At 49.8% G+C, this 21,825-nt stretch carries 23 protein-coding genes (1 of these 23 cut by a window edge); 5 read left to right on the plus strand and 18 right to left on the minus strand.

Going from position 1 to position 21,825, the window contains the following annotated elements:
- Window positions 1-26 precede the first annotated feature (26 nt).
- The 3 genes from G9409_RS02105 to G9409_RS02115 form a co-directional block, all read right to left on the minus strand.
- On the minus strand, window positions 27-467 hold the full coding sequence (locus G9409_RS02105; RefSeq protein ID WP_166807214.1) for a hypothetical protein: 441 nt from the start codon (window positions 465-467) through the stop codon (window positions 27-29).
- A 140-nt stretch (window positions 468-607) separates the two neighbouring features.
- Window positions 608-1,219 (minus strand): iron-sulfur cluster assembly scaffold protein, encoded by a 612-nt coding sequence (locus tag G9409_RS02110; protein ID WP_166807215.1) that lies wholly within the window; start codon window positions 1,217-1,219, stop codon window positions 608-610.
- Window positions 1,203-2,399, minus strand: a complete 1,197-nt coding sequence (locus G9409_RS02115; protein WP_166807453.1) for a cysteine desulfurase family protein — start codon at window positions 2,397-2,399, stop codon at window positions 1,203-1,205. Before G9409_RS02115 ends, G9409_RS02110 begins: the two co-directional genes overlap by 17 nt.
- 355 nt (window positions 2,400-2,754) lie before the next feature.
- Here G9409_RS02115 and G9409_RS02120 point away from each other — a divergent pair, with 355 nt between their 5' ends.
- A complete protein-coding gene (locus tag G9409_RS02120) occupies window positions 2,755-2,910 on the plus strand; it encodes a hypothetical protein (RefSeq protein ID WP_166807216.1) in 156 nt (51 codons plus the stop codon).
- Window positions 2,911-2,947: 37 nt separating this feature from the next.
- Here the strand turns inward: G9409_RS02120 and G9409_RS02125 are convergent, their stop codons facing one another.
- On the minus strand, window positions 2,948-3,661 hold the full coding sequence (locus G9409_RS02125; protein WP_166807217.1) for a helix-turn-helix domain-containing protein: 714 nt from the start codon (window positions 3,659-3,661) through the stop codon (window positions 2,948-2,950).
- 222 nt (window positions 3,662-3,883) lie between these two features.
- Entirely contained in the window at window positions 3,884-5,950 is a 2,067-nt protein-coding gene (locus tag G9409_RS02130) for a tetratricopeptide repeat protein (RefSeq protein ID WP_166807218.1), read from the minus strand.
- A gap of 300 nt (window positions 5,951-6,250) precedes the next feature.
- Between G9409_RS02130 and G9409_RS02135 the strand changes: the two genes are divergently transcribed.
- The 3 genes from G9409_RS02135 to G9409_RS02145 all read left to right on the plus strand — a co-directional run bounded on the left by G9409_RS02135 (window position 6,251) and on the right by G9409_RS02145 (window position 8,567).
- Complete coding sequence (locus G9409_RS02135; protein ID WP_166807219.1) at window positions 6,251-6,697, plus strand: peroxiredoxin; 447 nt, start codon at window positions 6,251-6,253, stop codon at window positions 6,695-6,697.
- 562 nt (window positions 6,698-7,259) lie between these two features.
- Window positions 7,260-7,418, plus strand: coding sequence for a hypothetical protein (locus G9409_RS02140; protein ID WP_166807220.1), 159 nt, complete (start codon window positions 7,260-7,262; stop codon window positions 7,416-7,418).
- A 951-nt stretch (window positions 7,419-8,369) separates the two neighbouring features.
- Window positions 8,370-8,567, plus strand: a complete 198-nt coding sequence (locus G9409_RS02145; protein ID WP_166807221.1) for a hypothetical protein — start codon at window positions 8,370-8,372, stop codon at window positions 8,565-8,567.
- 623 nt (window positions 8,568-9,190) lie between these two features.
- Here the strand turns inward: G9409_RS02145 and tnpA are convergent.
- The 4 genes from tnpA to G9409_RS02165 form a co-directional block, all read right to left on the minus strand.
- A complete protein-coding gene (tnpA, locus tag G9409_RS02150; RefSeq protein ID WP_166807222.1) occupies window positions 9,191-9,652 on the minus strand; it encodes an IS200/IS605 family transposase in 462 nt (153 codons plus the stop codon).
- A 151-nt stretch (window positions 9,653-9,803) separates the two neighbouring features.
- Window positions 9,804-10,265, minus strand: a complete 462-nt coding sequence (gene tsaA / locus G9409_RS02155; RefSeq protein ID WP_166807223.1) for a tRNA (N6-threonylcarbamoyladenosine(37)-N6)-methyltransferase TrmO — start codon at window positions 10,263-10,265, stop codon at window positions 9,804-9,806.
- A 30-nt stretch (window positions 10,266-10,295) separates the two neighbouring features.
- The gene (locus tag G9409_RS02160; protein ID WP_166807224.1) at window positions 10,296-10,655 is read right to left on the minus strand and encodes a DUF1801 domain-containing protein; all 360 of its coding nucleotides are present in this window, start codon (window positions 10,653-10,655) and stop codon (window positions 10,296-10,298) included.
- A 240-nt stretch (window positions 10,656-10,895) separates the two neighbouring features.
- Window positions 10,896-11,375: an Lcl domain-containing protein gene (locus G9409_RS02165; RefSeq protein WP_166807225.1), complete on the minus strand. Its 480-nt coding sequence runs from the start codon at window positions 11,373-11,375 to the stop codon at window positions 10,896-10,898.
- A 265-nt stretch (window positions 11,376-11,640) separates the two neighbouring features.
- Between G9409_RS02165 and G9409_RS02170 the strand changes: the two genes are divergently transcribed.
- Entirely contained in the window at window positions 11,641-12,063 is a 423-nt protein-coding gene (locus G9409_RS02170; RefSeq protein WP_006366602.1) for a nucleoside-diphosphate kinase, read from the plus strand.
- A 94-nt stretch (window positions 12,064-12,157) separates the two neighbouring features.
- Here G9409_RS02170 and G9409_RS02175 read toward each other — a convergent pair whose 3' ends face one another.
- The 9 genes in view from G9409_RS02175 to G9409_RS02215 are tightly spaced (at most 48 nt apart) and all read right to left on the minus strand, a layout consistent with a single transcriptional unit that may run on beyond the window.
- Entirely contained in the window at window positions 12,158-13,237 is a 1,080-nt protein-coding gene (locus tag G9409_RS02175) for an AI-2E family transporter (protein WP_166807226.1), read from the minus strand.
- Window positions 13,238-13,285: 48 nt separating this feature from the next.
- Window positions 13,286-14,029, minus strand: coding sequence for a 16S rRNA (uracil(1498)-N(3))-methyltransferase (locus G9409_RS02180; protein WP_166807227.1), 744 nt, complete (start codon window positions 14,027-14,029; stop codon window positions 13,286-13,288).
- A 7-nt stretch (window positions 14,030-14,036) separates the two neighbouring features.
- Window positions 14,037-14,729: a ComF family protein gene (locus G9409_RS02185; RefSeq protein WP_166807228.1), complete on the minus strand. Its 693-nt coding sequence runs from the start codon at window positions 14,727-14,729 to the stop codon at window positions 14,037-14,039.
- An 11-nt stretch (window positions 14,730-14,740) separates the two neighbouring features.
- Window positions 14,741-15,730, minus strand: coding sequence for an ROK family protein (locus G9409_RS02190; protein ID WP_166807229.1), 990 nt, complete (start codon window positions 15,728-15,730; stop codon window positions 14,741-14,743).
- An 18-nt stretch (window positions 15,731-15,748) separates the two neighbouring features.
- Window positions 15,749-16,546 carry an acyl-ACP--UDP-N-acetylglucosamine O-acyltransferase gene (gene lpxA / locus G9409_RS02195; RefSeq protein ID WP_166807230.1) on the minus strand — a complete coding sequence of 266 codons (798 nt, stop codon included), beginning with the start codon at window positions 16,544-16,546 and terminating at the stop codon, window positions 15,749-15,751.
- Between the two features lie 4 nt (window positions 16,547-16,550).
- Entirely contained in the window at window positions 16,551-19,196 is a 2,646-nt protein-coding gene (locus G9409_RS02200; protein ID WP_166807231.1) for a glycosyltransferase family 117 protein, read from the minus strand.
- Window positions 19,197-19,211: 15 nt separating this feature from the next.
- Entirely contained in the window at window positions 19,212-20,345 is a 1,134-nt protein-coding gene (gene hemW, locus G9409_RS02205; protein ID WP_166807454.1) for a radical SAM family heme chaperone HemW, read from the minus strand.
- Between the two features lie 37 nt (window positions 20,346-20,382).
- Entirely contained in the window at window positions 20,383-20,973 is a 591-nt protein-coding gene (locus G9409_RS02210; RefSeq protein WP_076791690.1) for a D-glycero-alpha-D-manno-heptose-1,7-bisphosphate 7-phosphatase, read from the minus strand.
- 3 nt (window positions 20,974-20,976) lie between these two features.
- Window positions 20,977-21,825, minus strand: partial view of a starch synthase gene (locus G9409_RS02215; protein ID WP_166807232.1) — the 3' portion only. 624 nt of this gene lie beyond the right edge of the window; only the last 849 of its 1,473 coding nucleotides appear in the window; its start codon lies beyond the right edge, outside the window — the gene reads right to left on this strand; the stop codon is at window positions 20,977-20,979.

Genomic DNA, 21,825 nt, shown 5'->3' on the forward strand with positions numbered 1-21,825 from the left:
CCCTTCTCGCCATCCGGAAAAGGCCCTCAGCTGTTTGATGCAAACCGTCCGGCAACAAAAACAGACAAGAGTCCGGTAAGGGCAAGCTGAACAAGGGGCAGCAAACCAACCCCGAACACCACAGGCATTGCCGTTCGGTAATGCCAGAGATGCAGCACATTGATACTGATATACTCAATAGTGAATGCCGCAGCAAGAGCGGAAAGAAAAAAAATGGAGTTGTTGCGCCAACTGCACACCCAGCTCCATCGACGGACAATAAGAGCGGTAAACAGATAGAGTGCGACGATGCCGAGTGTATCCATCAACGCCATAAAGAGCATCATCGGAACATACTCGTCTGCCGGCATTCCGGGGTGTGCCTCAAACAGCAGTCCGTGCAGGGACTCCCAGCAGAAATTGAGAAGAAATGCTGTTAACGGGAGGGCTGCGGAAAATGAGAGCGTTTTTCTCCATCGTTGCGTCATGGCTTCTCTGTTCCGGTATCATCATGGAATGGCCTGGCAATACAAGCGAAGAGAGGCAAAAACAGGAGATGGCACTTTGCTTCCCTGTTTTTACCTCTTGTTCTCCAGCTCAATCTTTGCGGAAGATACGCTCCTTTCATTCAGACACCAAAATGGATATGCTTGAACTTTTCAAGCAGCACTTCAGCTTCATCCTTGCACTGGCCGCATACCGTTCCAAGTTTGGTGTGTTCCTGCAGCTCCAGATAGGTACGGGCACCTTCAAGCACAGCATCCTCAATATCGTGATCGGTAACATTCATGCACTGGCATATCACCTTAACATCCGCTTTCTTGACCTTGTCGGTCATGCCGTTACGGGTATAGTAGTCGTTGATGGCTGCCCGCAGAGCCTTGTCACCAAGCACCGAGCAGTGAATCTTGTTATCCGGAAGACCTCCAAGCTCCAGGGCAACCTCTTTCGGGGAGATATTGAATGCCTGGTCAAGCGTCCGACCCTTGACCATCTCGGAAAGAACCGAAGTGCTGGCAATTGCACTTGCACAACCGTATGTTTTCCACTGACAGTCGGTGATCACATCTTTTTCGCGGTCTACCTTTATGACCACCATCATCTGATCCCCGCACTGCAGGTTGCCTTCCATACCTACTCCATCGAAATCATCGGTATTCTCACCCTGCAGAATATTCTTAGGGTTCATGAAATGTTCCTTCAGCGTATCGCTATATGCCCACTCACCTGCTTGCAGCATGTACTCCTCCTTTTATATATGCCGTTGACATGTTTCTTATTTTGTTAATTGTTCTTGGTAATACGTCAAGAAGATAATCCACCTCCTGCATTGTACTCTCCCGTCCCATACTGAACCGTATTGAGCCGTGCGCACGCTCGGCATCCACACCGGTAGCAAGAAGAACATGGGAAGGGTCAAGAGAACCCGATGCACAGGCTGATCCTGTTGAGACGGCTATGCCTTCCAGATCCAGATAGAGCAGAACTGCTTCGCCCTCCACGCCTTCAAAAGAGACATTAAGCGTTCCAGCAAGAGAGTCTGTCGGGTGACCATTGATAGAGATATCGTCAATACGCGCTTCTATCCCCTCTTTAAGGGCCGTTTTAAGCTGAACCATCCGATTGTGCTCCTCAGGCATTTCAAGCGCTCTCATCTCTACAGCACGGCCGAGGCCGAGAATGCCGAGCGTATTTTCCGTTCCGGCCCTCCGTCCCCTCTCCTGGTGACCGCCCCGGATCAGCGGGCAGTAGGAGACTCCTTTTTTCACAAAAAGAGCACCGACACCTTTAGGACCATATATCTTGTGACCTGAAATAGTCAGAAAATCCACACCGAGCCTGCGGACATCAACAGGCACTTTCCCTACTGCCTGAACGGCGTCAGTATGCATATAGGCACCGCTTGCATGAACCATTTTTGTAATGGCTTCAATATCCTGAAGGGTACCGATCTCATTGTTTGCCATCATAACCGAAACCAGACCGACATCATCACCAAGCATACCCTGAAGCTGATCGAGATCGATTTTGCCGTAACGGTCAACATCAAGATATTTGACATTTGCCCCGCGGTGTGCAAGACATTCAGCCGTTTCAAGCACACAGGGGTGTTCGATTCTCGTGGTAATAATCGTACTGCGCATCCCGCAACCGCCGACACACTGATTCGTCGCACAGACAAAGAGTGATAGCACGGTATTGTTTGCCTCGGACCCGCTGCCGACAAAAATAATCTCCTCATCGTGCGCCCCGATAAATTCAGCTACTTTCCTGCGTGACGCCTCAACATTTGCACGTGCTTCACGTCCGTATGCGTGCATGCTCGAAGGGTTGCCGAACATCTCCATGGCCGCAATCATCTCTTTTTTCACCTCCGGATGCAGTGGAGTGGTGGCATTGTGATCAAAATAAACCTTCATGTCTGCCATAATACTTCAATATTCGTGGTTACGGCCTTGGCCGTGGTTGATTGATGCTAATAATAGCCAATATACGCTCTTTATTACAACAAGGAGTGCAACCGGCAAAGGCGAAAAATCTCATCATGAAAAGCACAACATCGAGCGGCACAGAAAATAAGCACAAGATCACACTACCGCCCGCCATCCATTACATTATACCCCTGAGCACTGCATCCTGCATTACTATTTTATGCCCAGTCATGAATATGCATTAAGAAATGGTAAATCGGTACTATTAATTCCAATAATTAGACTTTTTTTATCTTATTTCAAAAAAGAGCAGGAATAGCTGCCGGGAGAAAAAACAGGAGGAGTGGAAAAAACGGGGTTTTTGTCCACAAAAAAAGACCAAAAGGAGTTCAGGGAGAGGGGAATAGGAGGTACAGGACAAATGGGACTTATAAAAGAAAAAAGAGGCGATGAACAAGGTTCAATTTTCCCTGTCCACTACTGTCCACCATTACATTGACCACTAATGTCCACTGGCTTCACTATTCCCTGACAGTCTAACGGGAAACAGCGGGTTCCTCGGCAGCAGGGGCTTCCCGACGGGCGGGAGGCTGCGGAGGAGCCGGACGTTCCGGAGATGCAGGCGTAGCCGGCGGAGTCTGGATTTCCGGAGGAGCAGGATGCTCGCGATCCACAGAGGGGTTTGATTTATCGTCACTTTTGACCGCAAGAGAATCAACGATCTGCTCGGCAACCGCAACGGTATCCTCCACCGCTGGCGATGGCATAGCAACCGGAGTCGGAGCCGGAGTTACGGACAACTGGAAATTACCGGAGAAATAAAGAGCGGCAAGAACAGCCACAGCAATGAGAACAATCAATGCCGTAAGCGTTTTCCATGAAACCAATGATTTCTGAATCCGGACTTCCGAAGGATATTCGTCAGTGATTCTTCTCTGTTTCTCTGCTGAAGCGCCTTCATCCGTCGCAGCTCGAGTAGTTGCTCCGGAGACCTGCAGATCTTTTCTGCACTGCTCAAGTATCTCATCATTGCCGACACCTAAAAACCTGGCATAGGACTTGATATAGGCAAAAATATAGGCTCTGGAGAGGAAAGTGAAATCCCCCTCCTCTATATTTTCGAGATAGCTTTTCTGAATGGTGATCTGTCGGCTGATATCCTCAAGGGGGAGATTACTCTCCATTCTGGCTCTCTTCAGCTCCCTTGCCATAAGCTCCAGCGCACTACTGCTTGATACCTTGTCCGTCATAGAGATGAGTCCGGATTACGAGTAACATAAGAATAAGTACAAACAATAATATTTGTAAATTTAAAAAAAACCTGAACGCCTTTCAATAAACAAATAGTATTTATTCCCTTTATAAAAATTGTTTTACCTGTTTTTATCCACAAAGTATATATCGCAATCCATAAGAAGCATTAACAAAAGCTTAAAAAAACACTATAGAGAGCATATAACAATCCCTTTGGCTTAATCATCACCGTATAAAGAAACATATCGCCATATTTCACGACCTCCTGCAGATGTTTCAGCAATAGAAACCATTGCTTCAGAAGCAGATACGGTACCCTGCATTGCAAGGGCTATCTGTTGGCGAAGTGCATCAAGCTCTGAATTCCGGTACGCTTTCCAGAGCAGAAAAATCCTGTCCCGGGGGGCAAAAAGTTTATGTATCCTTGCTCCTGAAACATTATCAACCGGATAAAAATATATTTTTGAAGCCCCGATCTCCGGCTTCAACGGCTGTGATAACAGAGAAAACTCTGTTATGGATTGCAGATATGAATACCTTTTTTCATCCATGGAATGATTCCCTTCTGCCAAAATATGGAATGGAAATAGATCCGCGGAAATGATAACCAGATGCCGATAACCCTCAATTGAGCCCTGGAGTGATTCACTGAACGCTTTTCTAAACCACTCCTTTTCGACTGTCTGGTGTATATTTCCGTGAGCCAATTCACGCCTGAACGCACGTATGGATGAATCGGCGGTATGCAGAGAATCAAAGCTGCTGCTTACGGCAATCTGCAACTGTCGCTTCCCGATAAGCATAACTCCGCATAGTGAGTCGGAAATCAATGGCTTTATGATCGCCTGATCATCCTTAAGCCTTCCCTGAACAGATTGAAGTGCTTCAGGGGAAAACCGCATGATTTCAGCCGCACGCGGATTTATACTGCGCACCCTCGAAACGAGCTCCAGCAAGCGGCCTCTCTTTATATTTATTGCCTGATCGGCAGCTCTGTTTTTTTCATAACCTTCACCACGGAAAAAAATATCGGCTTTGCGCTGCAGCAATCCTGAAAGCTCGTGTTGTAACCGGCATATCTCGGCATTAAGTGCCGCATGCTCTTTCCCCGGCAGTAAACTTCGCCGATCCTGCTGTATTGATCGCTGAAGTGCAAGAAAACCGGTCTGTTCGGAAGCATCAAAGAGCTCAAAAATCCTTGATTTTTCAAGCAGAAGGCCGACAAGCCGTTTCCCGGCATTTTTTTCAAGCTGAAGAAAGGCCTCTCCGGGCCAGGGGGGGGCACTGTTACGGCTGACAGAAAAGCCCTGCTGCAGGGATGAGACTCTCTCTGCATCATCAATCCCGTCGCTTTCAGCCAGCATAAAGAGTGCTGCTGAGCGGGCATAGGGCAAGTTTTTCAACCGAAAATATTCGGCGGCCTCACGAAAAGAGTCAGGCTTGCGCACGATAACCGCATTGGATTCAAAGCGGAGAATCTGCACGAGCAGCTGATTTTTGGACTCTTCGGCAAGCGTAAGCGCCCTGAAGAGAAGGTAGCTGGCATTACGCTTATGGTTCGGAAGGAGCTGCAAACTTTTTGATGCGGTACGGAGCGCCTGAATCCTTTCAATCAAGGCCTCCTGCATGCCAAACACCCGTCCGGACTCCGCAGCAATCTTTCCGGCAATGGCATCAGCACTATCGATATTGAGCTCCGGCTCAGCAACCTTGCACTGAAGCAGCCCGGCCAAGGCCGTTATCCGAATGACCGGGTCACGCTCCATACCGGTAAACTCACTATAGATCTCCGCCGCCTTTCGGCACTCACCAATCTCCCGGTAGAGCGATGCCAGCTCGAAACGGTTTTGCGGTGTCGGAGAAGAGAGTTTTTCAAGTGCCGCAGCTGCCCCCCGAAAACTTCCAAGCTCCCGAAGCCAGGCCGCCTTCTCCGCAAGCATTGCGTTACGAAGTGAATCGGAGAGCACTCCTTCAGGAAGCTGCTCAAGACGCAGTGTTGTTCTCAGTGCGTCGTAGTAGGAACCGGTCACTCCCTCAAGCGCTCTCTTCTCATGCAATGCAGCAACAACTTTCGGCGAGGTAATGTTCAGACTGTCAAGAGCGATCCCTTTATTGTAACAGTCGATCGCTTTGAGATACTCCCCCTTGTTTTTATATGCCGATGCCTGCTCGTATAGTTTGGTCGGGTTTTCCTCTGCACTGTTGCCCGAACTGCATGAGAGAGAAAAAAAAGAAAACCCGAGAAGAAGAAGTCCCGAGAAGATCGGCAAGAGGCGAATATGCATACCACGGAGCCTCCGGCTCCCATAAAAAAAACCAATGTAGTTGTGTAACCGGTAACGCATTTTGAAATCTGACTATAATAATTGCTCTCCTGTATTGTTACTTCACTCTGACGTAACACCGTAACGGTGTTGAACCGTTCCTTGCAATGACAAATCAAACGGGACGGGTGAAATACAGAACTGCTTATTTTACTGCAATGGAGGAAAAAATACCTTTATATCTGAAACCTGCAACTCCCGTGTTGTAAGAAGTGTTCTATTATCTCGCTCCAGACATAAATAGTTAAACCATACACCACCATGATAGCTGAAAACACAAAAGCACCGGCTTTCACCCTACCGGACAGTGACGGAAAAATGGTTTCACTGTCGGAGTTCATCGGCAAAAAAGTGCTGCTTATCTTCTATCCGGGTGATGACACACCGGTCTGTACCGCCCAGTTGTGCGATTACCGGAACAACGTGACGGAGTTCACCAAACGGGGCATTGTCGTGCTCGGCATCAGCTCTGACAGTGTAGAGTCACATAAGAAGTTCGGAGAGAAACATCAGCTCCCCTTCACCCTGCTCAGCGACACGAAAAAATCAACCGCAAAAGCCTACGACGCCCTCGGATTCCTCGGCATGTCGCAGCGCGCCTATGTGCTTATTGACGAACTCGGAGAGGTAGTACTCTCCTACAGCGATCTCTTGCCGATTACCTATCAGCCGATGAGGGATCTGTTAGCGAAAATAGACGCCGCATAGGGGCGCCGCTAAAAATCTGTTACGCAGTTTGATTACTGCGTTGTCCCGACAGATTGTAAAATCAGAAAAAAAAGGGGGATCGCCGGTTTCATCTTCTACCAATATTACATCCCTACGGGATTTAAAGAAAAGAACGAATCGCGTTATTCCATCTTCGAGCTCAGGAGAAGCGCAATATTGGTAGAAAGCGAAGCAGCGCACCACACCGAACATCTCACCATTTCCCGGAAGGGGGGAAAAAAGGGGTGGGTTTATCCATTCATCTTCTCTACCAATATCTCATCTTCTACCAATATCTCATCCCTACGGGATTTGAAGAAAAGACAGAACTGTGATATTCCGCCTCCAAGCTCCAGAGGAGCGCAATATTGGTAGAAAGCGAAAATGCGGCGACCCATCCCGAACATGTCACCATTTCCCGGAAGGGGGGAAAAAAGGGGTGGGTTTATCCATTCATCTTCTCTACCAATATCTCATCTTCTACCAATATGTCATCCCTACGGGATTTGAAGAAAAGACAGAACTGTGATATTCCGTCTCCAAGCTCCGGAGGAGCGCAATATTGGTAGACAGCGAAGCAGCGCCCCATCCCGAACATCTCACCATTTCCCGGAAGGGGAGAAAACAAGGGGTGGGTTTATCCGGCCTTCTTCTCTACCAATATCTCATCTTCTACCAATATGTCATCCCTACGGGATTTGAAGAAAAGACAGAACTGTGATATTCCATCTTCAAGCTCCGGAGGAGCGCAATATTGGTAGAAAGCGAAGCAGCGCCCAACACCGAACATCTCACCATTTCCCGGAAGGGGGGAAAAAAGGGGTGGGTTTATCCGTCCATCTTCTCTACCAATATCTCATCTTCTACCAATATTACATCCCTACGGGATTTGAAGAAAACGATCCGCGTTATTCCGCCTCCAAGCTCCGGAGGAGCGCAATATTGGTAGAAAGCGAAGCAGCGCCCAACACCGAACAGCTCACCATTTCCCGGAAGGGGGGAAAAAAGGGGTGGGTTTATCCGTCCATCTTCTCTACCAATATCTCATCTTCTACCAATATCTCATCCCTACGGGATTTGAAGAAAAGACAGAACTGTGATATTCCGTCTCCAAGCTCCGGAGGAGCGCAATATTGGTAGACAGCGAAGCAGCGCACCACACCGAACATGTCACCATTTCGCGGAGGGGGGGAAACAAAAGGTTGGTTTATCCGTCCATCTTCTCTACCAATATCTCATCCCCACGGGATTTGAAGAAAAGAACGAATCACGTTATTCCATCTTCAAGCTCCGGAGGAGCGCAATATTGGTAGAAAGCGAAAATGCGGCGACCCATCCCGAACATCTCACCATTTCCCGGAAGGGGGGAAAAAAGGGGTGGGTTTATCCATTCATCTTCTCTACCAATATCTCATCTTCTACCAATATCTCATCCCTACGGGATTTGAAGAAAAAACGATCCGCTTTATTCCCTCCTTAAGCTCCGGAGGAGCGCAATATTGGTAGAAAGCGAAGCAGCGCCCCACACCGAACATCTCACCATTTCGCGGAGGGGGGGAAACAAAAGGTGGGTTTATCCGTCCATCTTCTCTACCAATATCTCATCCCCACGGGATTTGAAGAAAAGAACGAATCACGTTATTCCATCTTCAAGCTCCGGAGGAGCGCAATATTGGTAGACAGCGAAGCAGCGCCCCATCCCGAACATCTCACCATTTCCCGGAAGGGGAGAAAACAAGGGGTGGGTTTATCCGGCCTTCTTCTCCACCAATATCTCATCTTCTACCAATATGTCATCCCTACGGGATTTAAAAAAAAAACGAAAATCGTTATTCCATCTTCAAGCTCCGGAGGAGCGAAATATTGGTAGAAAGCGAAAATGCGGCGACCCATCCCGAACATCTCACCATTTCCCGGAAGGGGGGAAAAAAGGGGTGGGTTTATCCATTCATCTTCTCTACCAATATCTCATCTTCTACCAATATCTCATCCCTACGGGATTTGAAGAAAAAACGATCCGCTTTATTCCCTCCTTAAGCTCCGGAGGAGCGCAATATTGGTAGAAAGCGAAGCGGCGACCCATCCCGAACATGTCACCATTTCCCGGAAGGGGGGAAAAAAGGGGTGGGTTTATCCATTCATCTTCTCTACCAATATCTCATCTTCTACCAATATGTCATCCCTACGGGATTTAAAAAAAAACGAAATTCGTGATTCCATCTTCAAGCTCCGGAGGAGCGCAATATTGGTAGAAAGCGAAGCAGCGCACCACACCGAACATCTCACCATTTCGCGGAGGGGGGGAAATAAAAGGTGGGTTTATCCGTCCATCTTCTCTACCAATAGCTCATCTTCTACCAATATGTCATCCCTACGGGATTTAAAAAAAACGAAAATCGTTATTCCATCTTCAAGCTCCGGAGGAGCGAAATATTGGTAGAGAGCGAAAATGCGGCGACCCATAAATCATATCCCCACCGCACCCTTCAGGGATTATTGCGGAACATGAAACAGGTATTTCTCATCAAACGACACCTCAAAATCCTTCAGCAGCTCCCGGTACTCCTCCATAAAGGTTTTAACGTTATGATGATCTTTCTGATTCATGATGTATGAAATGACATTCGGCAACGCTGATCTTTCATACGAAAAAGCACCATACCCTTCCTGCCACTCAAAATGGCCGTGAACTTTCTGATTTTCATTGATCCATTTTGCTGAATGTGCTTTAACCTCTTTCATCAGCTCAGAAAGAGACTGATTTGGTCTCATTCCAAACAAAACATGCAGATGATCGGGCATGCCATTGATGGCAAGCACCTTGTGACCATTTTGCTGAATAATTCCAGTCAGATATCGGCACAGTTCATCTCTTAAAACATCATGCAATAAATGCTCACGACGTTTTACAGCAAATACCGCCTGAATGTGAATCTGCGTATAGCTGTTTGCCATCCGAATCACCAATGATTGATTAATAAGCCATCAACATCTCCTCTTTTACCAATATGTCATCCCTACGGGATTTGAAAAAAAACAAAAAATCGCAAGATTACATCTCCAAGCGCCAGAGGAGCGCGATATTGGTAGACAAACAATACGGATATCACTCTCTGCCTTCCGGTTTTGGACGCCATGGCTTTCCGGCAGTCCACCCTTCTGATGCTGAAACAACAGCGTCGAACTTTGGTATGTATGGTTTAATGTCCAATAGCGGTGTCTTGTTCAGGATATCAACACCCTCAACGAACAGAATATTGTTTTCCCGGCGTAGTAACTTTACGACAGAGAGCCCTATGCTATTTGGGCGGCATGGATGTCTTGACGCGTAGATGCCGTGCGGCTCATCATCAAGAAATGTCGGACGTACCAGCTCCATGCTTCCGGCCCGGTCAAAGAGATAGAGTAGATAAATATGAGAGAAGGTCTCGATATCCTTCAGGCCGGCTTCAAAGTTCATGAATATCTCGATGCGACCAGGCGAATCCGATGCATAAACCGTTTGCATTGGGCACTCCTTCTTTGACTCGAAGGGCGTATGTATAATTCCAATCGGCTCTATTTCCATTTTTTTACTCGCTCCATCAGTTAGTGGTAATCAATTCGTCCCGGCAGCTTTGAACGCCAGCGCAAGATATTCAGGGATGTGCTTTGAATGGATCTCTTCCTGAGAAAGAAGCTTGATATGACGGCGGAATTTCCCTTCACCTTCAAGCACCCTGTGCGGGTCAGGTAGAACCGCGCCTTCGCTGAACTCAAGCGAAACGTGCTTTGCGTAGGAGAAAATACCGCAGAATGGTTTACCTGCAGAGAAGAGGAGCCCGCCATATTTAATCTCCTCGGTGATCGAGTCGTCCAGAGCAAGCACAACTTCGCGCAATGCCTGCACAAGGTCGTAGCGTTCCTCTCCATGAATACAGAGAGCTTCAAGAAATGTTTTGATACGCTGAGAGCTCATGATGATGCACAAGAGTTACAGGAAAAGAGAAGTGGACTCAAGTGGACAAAGAAATGGTGGACTTAAGTGGACGCCGGGGACAGTATTGAAGAAAAATGAATGTTGAGAAAAAAGTGCCCTGGGATTGCTCCTGGTCTTTGCTCTCCCTGAACTCCTTTTGGTTCTTTTTACAGAAAAAGGGGAACCGTGAAATTGTCAGAGGGCGGTGGCCCGCCCTCTACACAATAAATAGCAGGTGAATCAGAACGACCGGATTGCCCGGACACGGTCAACGTGGGTTTTGGTGCCGGAGTACTGAACGCCGCTCAGGAAGTACTGACCCCAGGCTGCTTTTGATCCATTCTCGGTGGAGCTCCAGTAGTCGCTTCCGCCAAAACCACCGACCAGAACCCGGGCGGCAAAGAGCTGGTTCAACTGCTCCTTGTTTGGCAGGAACCAGTCGCTGAAGCCGTTCAGTTCAAGATTTTCACAACCTTTTTTGGCATCTTTCCAGGTAAAAAAGCCGTCATAGTTAATACCGGCTGAGTGACCCGGCAGATCCTGCCTGGCGGCAATCAGGCCATGCTCACCTGTTTTATCGACAAAAAAGACAATACCTCCACCTGTCGCATCACCGAGAGCTGCCGCATTCGATAGCGTAGAAAACGTAACCATACTCAGTCCACTAAGCAGTAACACGATCCAGAGACGGACGATCTGTTTTGGTGCAATGAATTTCATGATGGATTTCATTGGGGGTTAATAAAGATGACCTTGTCATTACAGAAAAGGAATCCCCGGCAGAAAAAACTGCCTGAAGAGGTTTCTTAAAGATAAAGGTAAAATTCATGATCATCAAATTTTACCACTTGCCTGAGTGTGGTGCTCCCCGAGCGTTTCAGCGACTCAAGAGCGGGAAATCCGCACATACTTTTCAATAATCCTGCAAGTTTATGTATCTTCGCTCAAACTTTTTTCTTCAGTAACGCAAACGCATACACACACCATGGAAAGAACGCTTACCATCCTCAAGCCGGACTGTGTCCGCAAGCAGCTTATCGGTGCAGTTATCGACAAAATTGAACGCGCAGGCTTCCGGGTTGTAGCCATGAAAAAGACCAGACTCACCAAAGAGACCGCCGGAGAATTTTATGCCGTACACCGTGAACGCCCTTTTTACGGCGAACTGGTTGAGTTCATGTCGTCAGGCCCCTGCGTACCGATGATTCTTGAGAAAGCAAATGCCGTCGCTGATTTCCGTACCGTAATCGGTGCAACCGATCCAGCCCAGGCTGATGAAGGCACGATCCGCAAGCTCTATGCCGACAGCAAGGGTGAGAACATCATCCACGGTTCTGACTCTGTCGAAAACGCCGCTATCGAGGCATCGTTCTTCTTCGCAGCCGAAGAGGTTGTCAGAAGCAACTGAGCGCATCACCTGCAAATACAACAAAAAAGCGACCACCGGGTCGCTTTTTTTGTTGCTGTGTTTACAGCTCCGCTCTTTTGCTCATAGCCGTTCATCACTCCCCGGCTGGCTTTTCGCCTTTAATCTCTGTAAGAAATTCGCTGAAGCTCTCGGCATACATCTCCCACAGCGTAACAAATAGCGCTGCGATAATGGGACCGAGAATAAAACCGAAAAGTCCGAAAAGCCCGATGCCACCAAGCGTGCTGAAAAATATCATCAGTTCATGCATCCGTGTATCGCGCCCGATCAGGATAGGACGGATGATATTGTCAATCTGACCGACAACAATGCTGCAAAAGAGCGCAACGCCTATAGCTTGAGGATACTGCCCGGTTGCGGCAAGATAGATGACGGCAGGAACCCATACGATCGGAGGACCGAGAACCGGCACAACCGAAATGACCGACATTACGGTTCCCCAGAAAATGGCACTCTCGATTCCGGCAAAATGCAGCGCAAGGCCGGCAAGAGAGCCCTGGACAACTCCCACGACGAGAGTCCCTTTGAGCGTAGCCCTCGTCACCGAAAGAAAGCGGTCAAGAAGCCTGAATTCATCGCTCTTGGTAAGGGGAAGACAGGCGAGAATCCTGTCCAGAAAAAGCTGCCCGTCCTTTAAAAAGAAGAACATGGTGTAGAGAAAGATAAAGAGCAGAAACAGGTCATTGACCGCGGAAACGGTAAATGAGGAGATCGAGCTGAAAAGCAGTGACCCTGCCTGTGAAGCGAGCTCCCCTGCTTTTTTGAGAATCTCCTCACGATAGAGCGCAAGTTCATCATAAAAGGGCAGCGTACGCAGCTGCTGATCAAAAGCTGCAGGTTCCTTGATCTGCTGCTGTATCAGGGGCAGCGCGATACTGCTCAAGCGGACTGCCTGGGAAGCGACAACACCAAGGAGCGCCGCGAGAGGGAGAAAAACAACAAGAAGAAGCGTGACAATGGTCATGGCCGCACTAAGACTCTGGCGCCCTCTGAACCATCTCTTGTAGCGGTTGAAAAGCGGCATGGCAAGCGCAGAAAAGATGGCCGCAAGAAAAATAGCCATGAGAAAATAGCGGATCATGGCAAAAAACAGGGCCGACATGAACAGTAATACAAGAAGAAGTATGACCTGATTGGCTTTGATGCTGTTCATAATTATGGTTGTTTGATTTCATTCTCTCTCTGCTGACCACCCCGAACCCTAAAACCACTCGGAGCGCTCCTCCCCAAGCAACCGGGTTCGAACCAGTGCAACCGCAAATATGCCGGCGGTTTCAGCCCTGAGAATGGTTCTTCCCAGCGAAATCTCACAAAAACCGGCGGTTTTGGCTTTCTCCACTTCAATATCTGTAAATCCGCCTTCACCGCCGATCATGAAAAGCGTCTTTTTGCCGGCACACTCTACTTTCGGGGCCTCCTCCGAGGCTTCGTAGGGAATCAGCTTGAGATCATAGCCCTGAAGCGCTGAGACCTGGGCAAAGGTGAGCGGCTCACTGAGCGCGGGCAGATAGCAGCGTTTTGACTGACGTGCCGCTGAGAGCACAATGGTTTTCCACCGTTTAAGCCGCCCCTGGACCCTCTCTTTTGATGGCTGGGCGAGTGTGCGCGCCGTGATCATGGGAATGATGGACGAGACGCCGAGTTCGGTAGACTTTTCGAGAAACCACTCGAACCGCTGCGGATTCTTGAGCATGGAGAGCGCGACTGTAACGCCGGTTTTCGGCTCACCGACAAGACGATGGTCAAGAATCTCCGCTTCAAGCGACGATTTGCCGACCTCTGAAATCCTGGCCTCACAGCGAATGCCGTTGCCATCGGTTACAAGAATCAACTCTCCCTTCTGTTTTCTCAAAACACGCGCAAGATGATGAAACTCATCGCTGTCAATCACGATGCGCCCGGCATCAATATCGATATGCTCACGTGTTGTATAAAACAGTTCCATAGCCTCTTTACTCCTTTGCAGCCAAAGCAACTGCAGCAATTGAAATACGTTCGGCACCGCCGTCACGGAGTGCGGCGGCGGCGGCAGCCATGGTCGCCCCTGTTGTGACCACATCATCGACAAGAAGCAGGTGGCGCACGGTGAGGGCCGGTAAAGTCTGAAACGCTCCATCTACATTCTTTTTCCGTGCCGCTGCCGAAAGTCCGGTCTGAGAGCGTGTATTGCGTTTTCTCTTCAGCAGATCCCGGCGAACAGGCTTGTGCAATACCGCGGCGATCCCTTCTGCAATTTTATCGGACTGGTTATAGGAGCGTTCGATTTTTTTCAGCGAATGAAGCGGAACCGGAACAATACAGTCAATATCAGGGGTGTTACACCCCTCAAGCATCCACTCTCCCAACTGCCGGCCAAAACTGTTTGCGAGATTGAAGAGCCCTTCATATTTCATGGCATGAAGCGCCTGCTGCAGCGAACTCTCTTTGTGAAAGAGGTAACGGCACCACCCCTTTTCAAAGGGGAATTTTCCGCCAAAACGCGAAGCTATGGTATGACGAAGCATCGCTTCTGATGACGATGGCGTTGAAAACGAGTCGAACTCCTCCATGCAGGAGCTGCAGCAATACTTTTCGCCGGGAACAAGTCCTTTTCTGCAGACAATGCAGACATTGGGGCAGAGAAGATGAAGCAGCTCTTCAAGCATGATCTCACCGGTTATGTTCCGCCGAAGCAGAGCGCTGCGGCACCATACACTCCTGCCTTGTTGCCAAGACGGGCTGGAACCAGCTCAAGCCCCTCATGCATGGGAGGAAGCGTGGAGCGCCTGATCTGCTCAAGGGCAGGAGTAAACACAAGGTTTCCGGCAGCCGAAATACCTCCGCCGATGACAAATTTCCGGATATCCATAAGCGCCACGACACTGGCAAGCCCCACACCAAGAATTGAGCCTACCCGGTTCCAGACTGCAAGGGAGAGTTCGTCACCTTCAAGTGCTGCTTTTTCAAGATGGCGGGGCGAAAGCCTGGTATAGTCATGATTACAGAGCAGGCCGACCGAGGAGCCGGTGGCGCTCGCTTCAATCATCCGGCGTGCAAGTGCCACAATCTGCTCTTTGCCGATGAGTCCTTCAATGGTGCCCCGAATCCCGGCATGAACGGCTTCCCCTTCGAAATCGATAATCATGAACCCGAGTTCGCCGGCGGTCCCATTCGGGCCGCGATAGAGTTTCCTGTTCAAAATTATCCCTCCGCCAACACCGGTACCGAGTGTAACCAGCAGAAAATCCCGGAAGCTGTGGCCGGCGCCAAACACTGCCTCCCCCAATGCCGCCGCATTGGCATCATTTTCCAGAATCACCGGCATCTCAAGATTTTCCTCTCTCTTCAGGCAGTTCTGCAATTCATCCCGCAACGCGAAGATGGTCCAGCCCGGCAGATTCGGAGGATAGCTCAACACCCCTTTTTCAGCATCAACCGCACCCGGTGCGCCAAGTCCGGTACCGGCAAACCGTTCGGGATCAAGAGTCAGCAGTGCACTCCGGTAGAGATCAGAAATAATGGATGCAAGCTGTACCACAACCCCCGCAGGACCGGATGCGGTTTCAGTTGGAATACTCCTCTCGGTGAGGATTCCACGCTCCTCCATGACGACCGCAGCCTTGATCGCCGTACCTCCAAGGTCAATACCGATTGCCCAACGGGACATAATGCAGCACCCTCAAAATTAGTTGTTGTATGGCCTGATGAATTTCCGGCCGTATTGCCCCGAGGCAAAAAAGTCAAGAATCTCTCTGATCTCCGGCTCCTGAGGCAGTTCACTCTTCACCTTTTCAAGGGCGTTACCCAGAAGAAGCCCCGACTGAAAAAGAATCCGGTATGCATTTTTAACCAGCGTTATCTTCTCCGGCGTAAAACCCCGCCGTTTCAGACCGATAGCGTTCAGACCCTCATAGCGAAAAGAGTCATGCCCGCCTGCCATCACAAAAGGGGGAACATCAAGCGAAGCTCTTGCGATACCGCCTACCATGGCGAAGCGGCCAATACGTACAAACTGGTGAACTCCGGCAAGGCCTCCGATCACCGCATAGTCGCCAACTTCACAATGACCGCCGAACTGAACAGAGTTTGCGATAACAACGTTGTTGCCAATCACACAGTCGTGACCGGCATGCACATAGGCCATGATAAGATTATCAGAGCCGACAACGGTTTTACCGCTCGCCTTTGTCCCGCGGTTAAGGGTCACACACTCCCTGATAACCGTCCGGTCGCCGATATAGAGATAGGTCTGCTCTCCGGCAAACTTGAGGTCCTGGGGAGCGGTAGCAAGCACTGCACCGGAATGGATGCGGCAATCACGGCCAATGCGTGCGCCGGATGCAATGTAAACGTGTGGCGCTATCGTGGTACCGTCACCGATTTCAACATCATCATCAATAACAGTGTAGGGCCCAATGGTGACCCCTTCTCCGAGAACGACATTCTGGCCGATCACGGCAGTTGCATGAACAGTGCTCTGCATAGGCTTATTGCTTCATTGTTTTAAATTTCTCCATAAGTCCCGGCTGACGAAGCTCGGTAGCAAGCCGGGCGATGATGCGATTGGCTTCATCCTCCCTTCCGAAATCGCGATATGCCCGTGCAAGCACATAAAAAAGTCGGGGATCGGACTCCAGAGATGACTGGCTGCGCAGTTTTTCAAGATATTTAATATACGAAGAGGCTTTCTGCTTTTCACCAAGACGAACATAGAGCGCAATGACCGAACCGGCAAGTTCAGGATTTAACGGGTACTGGGCGAGCGGCAGAAGCTGGGACGATTTGTCCAGAACCTCAAGGGCAAGTGCACCCCTGCGCAGCGTGCGCATGGAACCGTTTGCTTCATGGATGGTGATCTCTCCCGCAGGATCTGCAGCGAGCTCAAGGGCAAGCCGTACAAAGAGCGGGGTGTAGTTGCCGCAAAGCCGTCTTGCGGTCTCTTCAAGAAATACCTTAGGGTTATTAAGATTCCGATAGCGGTAAACACCAACAAGATTGCGGTAGAGCAGCACCGGATCAACAAAGCTCATCGGGTCAGCGCTTTTAACCGGAACCACCCTGTAGGCAAGTCCGTCAAGACGGAGATAGTTTTCTATGCCAATCATGCTTTCAGTATCTACCGTCAGAGCAAAATAGATTGGCCGGGTGGAGAAGTTGTTCATCAGAATCTCATAGACCGCTATATCCTGGGGCCGGAGATAACCCTGACCGTCATAGGTCAGTCCGGGTTTCAGCAGCCAGGTCATGGTATCCTGCGGTTCTGCGGGCAGCGAAACCCCGCGTTGAGAGATGTCACGGACAAGCTGCTGGCGGGCCGGAAACGAAGGAAGAACAGCATCCACCGAATCAATCGGAACGTAGGTGATATCGGCAATCTCCCCATCACTCAGACTCAATGCAACCGGCTTGGCTCCTCTTGGACGGCTGTTTTTCAACTGATCGAGGTACCAGCCGGTATTGGCCAGACTGAGATTGACCACCCGCACATCGGTACGGATTCCCTCGACCTCCTGAAGGTACCAGAGAGGAAAGGTGTCATTGTCGCCATTGGTAAAAAGAATGGCATCCTTTTCACAGCTCTGCAGCATATTCCAGGCCCAGTCCCATGGCACATAGTTGCCGGAGCGGTCATGCACCCGGTAGTTTGCCTGCAGCATCCGGCCGTTGATCAAAAGAAACGCTGCGGTAACCGTCAGCGAGGCGAGAATCAACTGCGTGTTTCTGCCTTTTCCTTTCAGCCGATCGCTGGCCATCTGCCAGATGCTCTCCACCCCGATGCCTATCCAGAGGGCAAAAGCAAAAAAGCTGCCGACATAACTGTAATCCCGCTCGCGCGGCTGAGGTTCAGTCTGGTTGAGATAGATAACAAGAGCTGCGCCGGTAAAGACAAAGAGCGCCGTAACGACAAGCCCCATCTTCCACTGACGCCTGAAATGAGTGACTGCACCGACAAGCCCGACAAGAAATGGAATGCCCCACAGCACCGACCAGTCAACTCCGGCTCCCTCCATATCATGCTCACGACCGATAAACTGCCAGCCGAAATAGCGGAAGTACATCTTCTGCATCTGATAGGTGAGAAAATAGTCGAGATCGCTCGAGTACTGCTCGTAGAAATACTGATGCACCGGCTCGGGTGACCACCTCCGCGGCCAGAGGGGCATATCTCCATACTGGTCACGGTTCAGGTAGGAGAAAAAGACTGTCGGAGTCGACGGGTTATTTTCATTGATCGGCGGACCGGCCTGTGCCCGCACAAAGATCAGCGCGTAGGAGGTGTATCCGATAATAATAAGAAAGAGCGACACCAGAAGCGTGTTCAAAAGCGGCATCCGGTGTTTATGGCTATACCAGGTGCCATAGATGAGCAGCGCGAGAAAGAGGAAAAAACCGGGCCACGAGGTAAGCTGAAAAATTATGGGCAGCCCTTTGATAATACCGATATAGATCAGGAAAAAAAGCCCCGATGAGGCCAGGCAGAGCAAAGCAAACGATTTAACCGTAACCTTATGTTTTTTGAAATAGTAGAGAAGGGCAACAGGGAAAACCGCCAGCAGACTGAGCAGGTGAACACCGATAGAGAGACCGATCATATACATGACCAGCAGCAGCCACCGTTCATTGCCCGGCCTGGGCTCTTCATCATACCAGCGGAGGATAATCCAGACAATAAGGGCAGTAAACAACGATGAGGCGGCATAGACTTCGGCTTCAACGGCATTGAACCAGAAACTGTCGGAAAAGGCAAGGGCCAGCGCTCCGATAACGGCACTGCCATAAGCCGATACCTTTTCAGCCATGCTCCAGCCAGCCGGATCGCTCTTTCGATAGAGCATAATAAGCCGGACAATGATGAGATAGGTCAGACTGACGGATGCTGCGCTTGCCAGCGTACTGATCAGGTTGACTCTGGCTCCGATATCAGTGAACAGGGGAATCATGGTAAAGAGGCGCCCGAGCAGAAGAAAAAGCGGTGATCCCGGAGGGTGCGGAATACCGAGGGTATAGGCTGTAGCGATAAATTCCCCGCAATCCCAGAACGAGAAGGTGGGAGCCATGGTGGCGAGGTATAAAATTTCCGCTGCAATAAAGAGAACTGCCGCAAGAGTACGATTAATCGTCCGGTGTGTCATAGATCTGAAACGTTGTCAATAAGCCTGTCCGAAAATAAGATCCCCGGCAATGAGATCGGCAAACAAAAAACCTTTTTCTGTCAGATAGAGCCTCTCCTCTGCAAGTCGTATCCACCCTTTCGCTTCGAATCGTTCAATGCGTTCTGAAAGGCGAAGCCCTAATTTATTGTCTTTTCTCAAAAACTCAACACATAGACCACTGTTTATTCTCAGCGCAAGAAAAACCTTTTCGGTAAAGATCTCCTCATCCGTCAGCTCCTCACGAAAAGAGTCCACTGCCTCCGGGTTCGCGATATAGCGGCTCAAAGCTGAAACATTTGCCGTGCGGATTTCACGTCCCCCTGAGCAATAAAAACTGTGTGCCGAGGGACCGAAACCGATGTATGGCTGACGTTTCCAGCTTGCCAGATTATAGCGGGAGTGATGATTACCGAAACAGAAGTTGGAAACCTCGTAATGATGGTACCCCTCCTCACCCAGTTTCCGCCCTGCATATTCATAGAGGTCAGCCTGCACGCTCTCATCCGGAACAGTAATCGATCCGTTCATCAGATTGCGGTGAAGCAGGGTCTTCGGCTCCACAGAGAGCATATAGACTGAGATGTGCTGAGGCCGCAGCATAACCGCCTGCTCCATATCGGCCTTCCAGAGCGGCATCTGCTCACCCGGAACTCCACAGATGAGATCAACACTGACCGAATCAAACTGCTTCAGAGCCCTTTCTGTTACCTGCATCGACTCAAGGGCTGTATGGGCACGACCAAGTGCACGAAGCTTTTCATTGGTAAAGGATTGAAGGCCGATACTCAGCCTTGTTATCCCTGCCGCACGAATCTCCTCCATTGCCCCTGCCGCAAGATCTTCCGGATTTGCCTCAAGAGCTATTTCGATATCGGGAGAAAACGTGCACAGGGAGGCAACCTGCTCAAGCCATCCGGCAAGGTAGTGTACCGGTACCATGGATGGCGTACCTCCCCCGAAATGAATCGCGCTGATGGTTCGGCCTTGCAGCATCGGGGCACGAAAAGCCGTCTCAAGAGCGAGAGCCCTGAAAAACGCTTCAATATGTTTTGTTGCGGTTACAAGATAAAAATCACAATAGCTGCACCGGCTCCGGCAGAATGGAATATGGACATAAAGTGTAAGCATGGAAGAAGAAGAGCCGTCGGGCTGTTCAGCGGGAGCTTCAGACAGGGGCAAGGATATACTCCGTAACGGCCTGATAGAGATCATCAGCAACAAATTCAGGAATGATATTTTTCTTCAAGCAGAGATCTTCCTCATTATGACCGGTACGCACAAGCACAGGCCTCAGTCCGGCCCGCTGGCCGCACTCGACATCAATGGTTTTATCTCCGACAAAAAAAGAGGCACTCCTGTCGACTACAAGTCCTTCTGCCTGATAGTCCCGTATGGCATGCTCAACCATTCCTGTTTCCGGTTTCCGGCACGCGCTGTAACGGTCGTAGAGTGGATGGGGGTAGTCCGGATGGGAGGGGCAGTAGTAGCATCGATCGAACGCTGCACTCCGCCGGGAGAGCAGCTCATTGAGATACCGGTTCACCTCTTCAACCTGTTCAACCGTCGCAATCCCCCGGGCAATACCCGCCTGGTTGCTGATAATAACGATCCTGAAACCGGCCGCCTTTGCCAGAGCAATAGCCTCATCGGCGCGCTCAATCAGAATCAGCTGCTCTTTCAGATAAACGTATGAACCGGTATCGCGATTGATGGTTCCATCCCGGTCAAGAAAAAGAACCTTTATGGTCTCCGACATCTTTTACGGCTTTTCAAGAAGTTTGCGATACAACTCGCCATACTCTTCAGCCGAGTTTTTCCAGGCAAAATCACGGTTCATAGCTTCACTGACAATCTGCTGCCAGAACTCCCCGTTCTGATAGCACTCAATGGCCTCCTGAAGCTTCAGGGTCAGAGCCTCTGGGGTATACTCATGAAAAATAAATCCGGAACCGTTGCTGCCTGAAAGTTCATCAATTGTTTCAACAATACCGCCTCCTGCATAGACAACGGGAATTGTTCCATAGTTCATGGCAAACATCTGGATCATTCCGCACGCCTCAATCATTCCGGGCATAAGCAGGATGTCGAGTCCGGCAATCGCAAGATGGAAGAAGGTGTCGGAGTACTCCGTCTGAACACTCACCTGTTCGGGATGCTCCGCCGCAAAATCCTGAAATACTTTTTCATATTTCTTGTCACCCGAACCGTAGATCACCAGCTGAATATCAAGCGCAACAAGCTGTTCAAGACTTGCCTGGAGGAGCTCGGCGCCCTGGAACTCGTCAAAGTTAGCGATAACACCAACGACCGGCACGCCTTCACGATAGGGTAGTCCGGCCTCTTCGAGCAGCGTTTTTTTATTGTCCAGCTTGCCCTCCATATTCTCCAGACCGAAACGTTTTTTGATCAGCTTGTCGGTCGAGGGATTCCACTGGCGGGTATCTATACCGTTGACAATTCCGTGAAAATTGTCCTGATGCTCCTCAAGTACCCGGCCGAGCCCGTAGGTCTGCACACCATCATGCACAATCTCTTCGGCATAACGCTTCGAAGTTGTGGTAAGCAGGTCAACATTTTCCACTCCGGTATAGAGCATATTCACCTCATC

The organism is Candidatus Chlorobium masyuteum, from assembly GCF_011601315.1.
GTDB lineage: Bacteria > Bacteroidota > Chlorobiia > Chlorobiales > Chlorobiaceae > Chlorobium > Chlorobium masyuteum.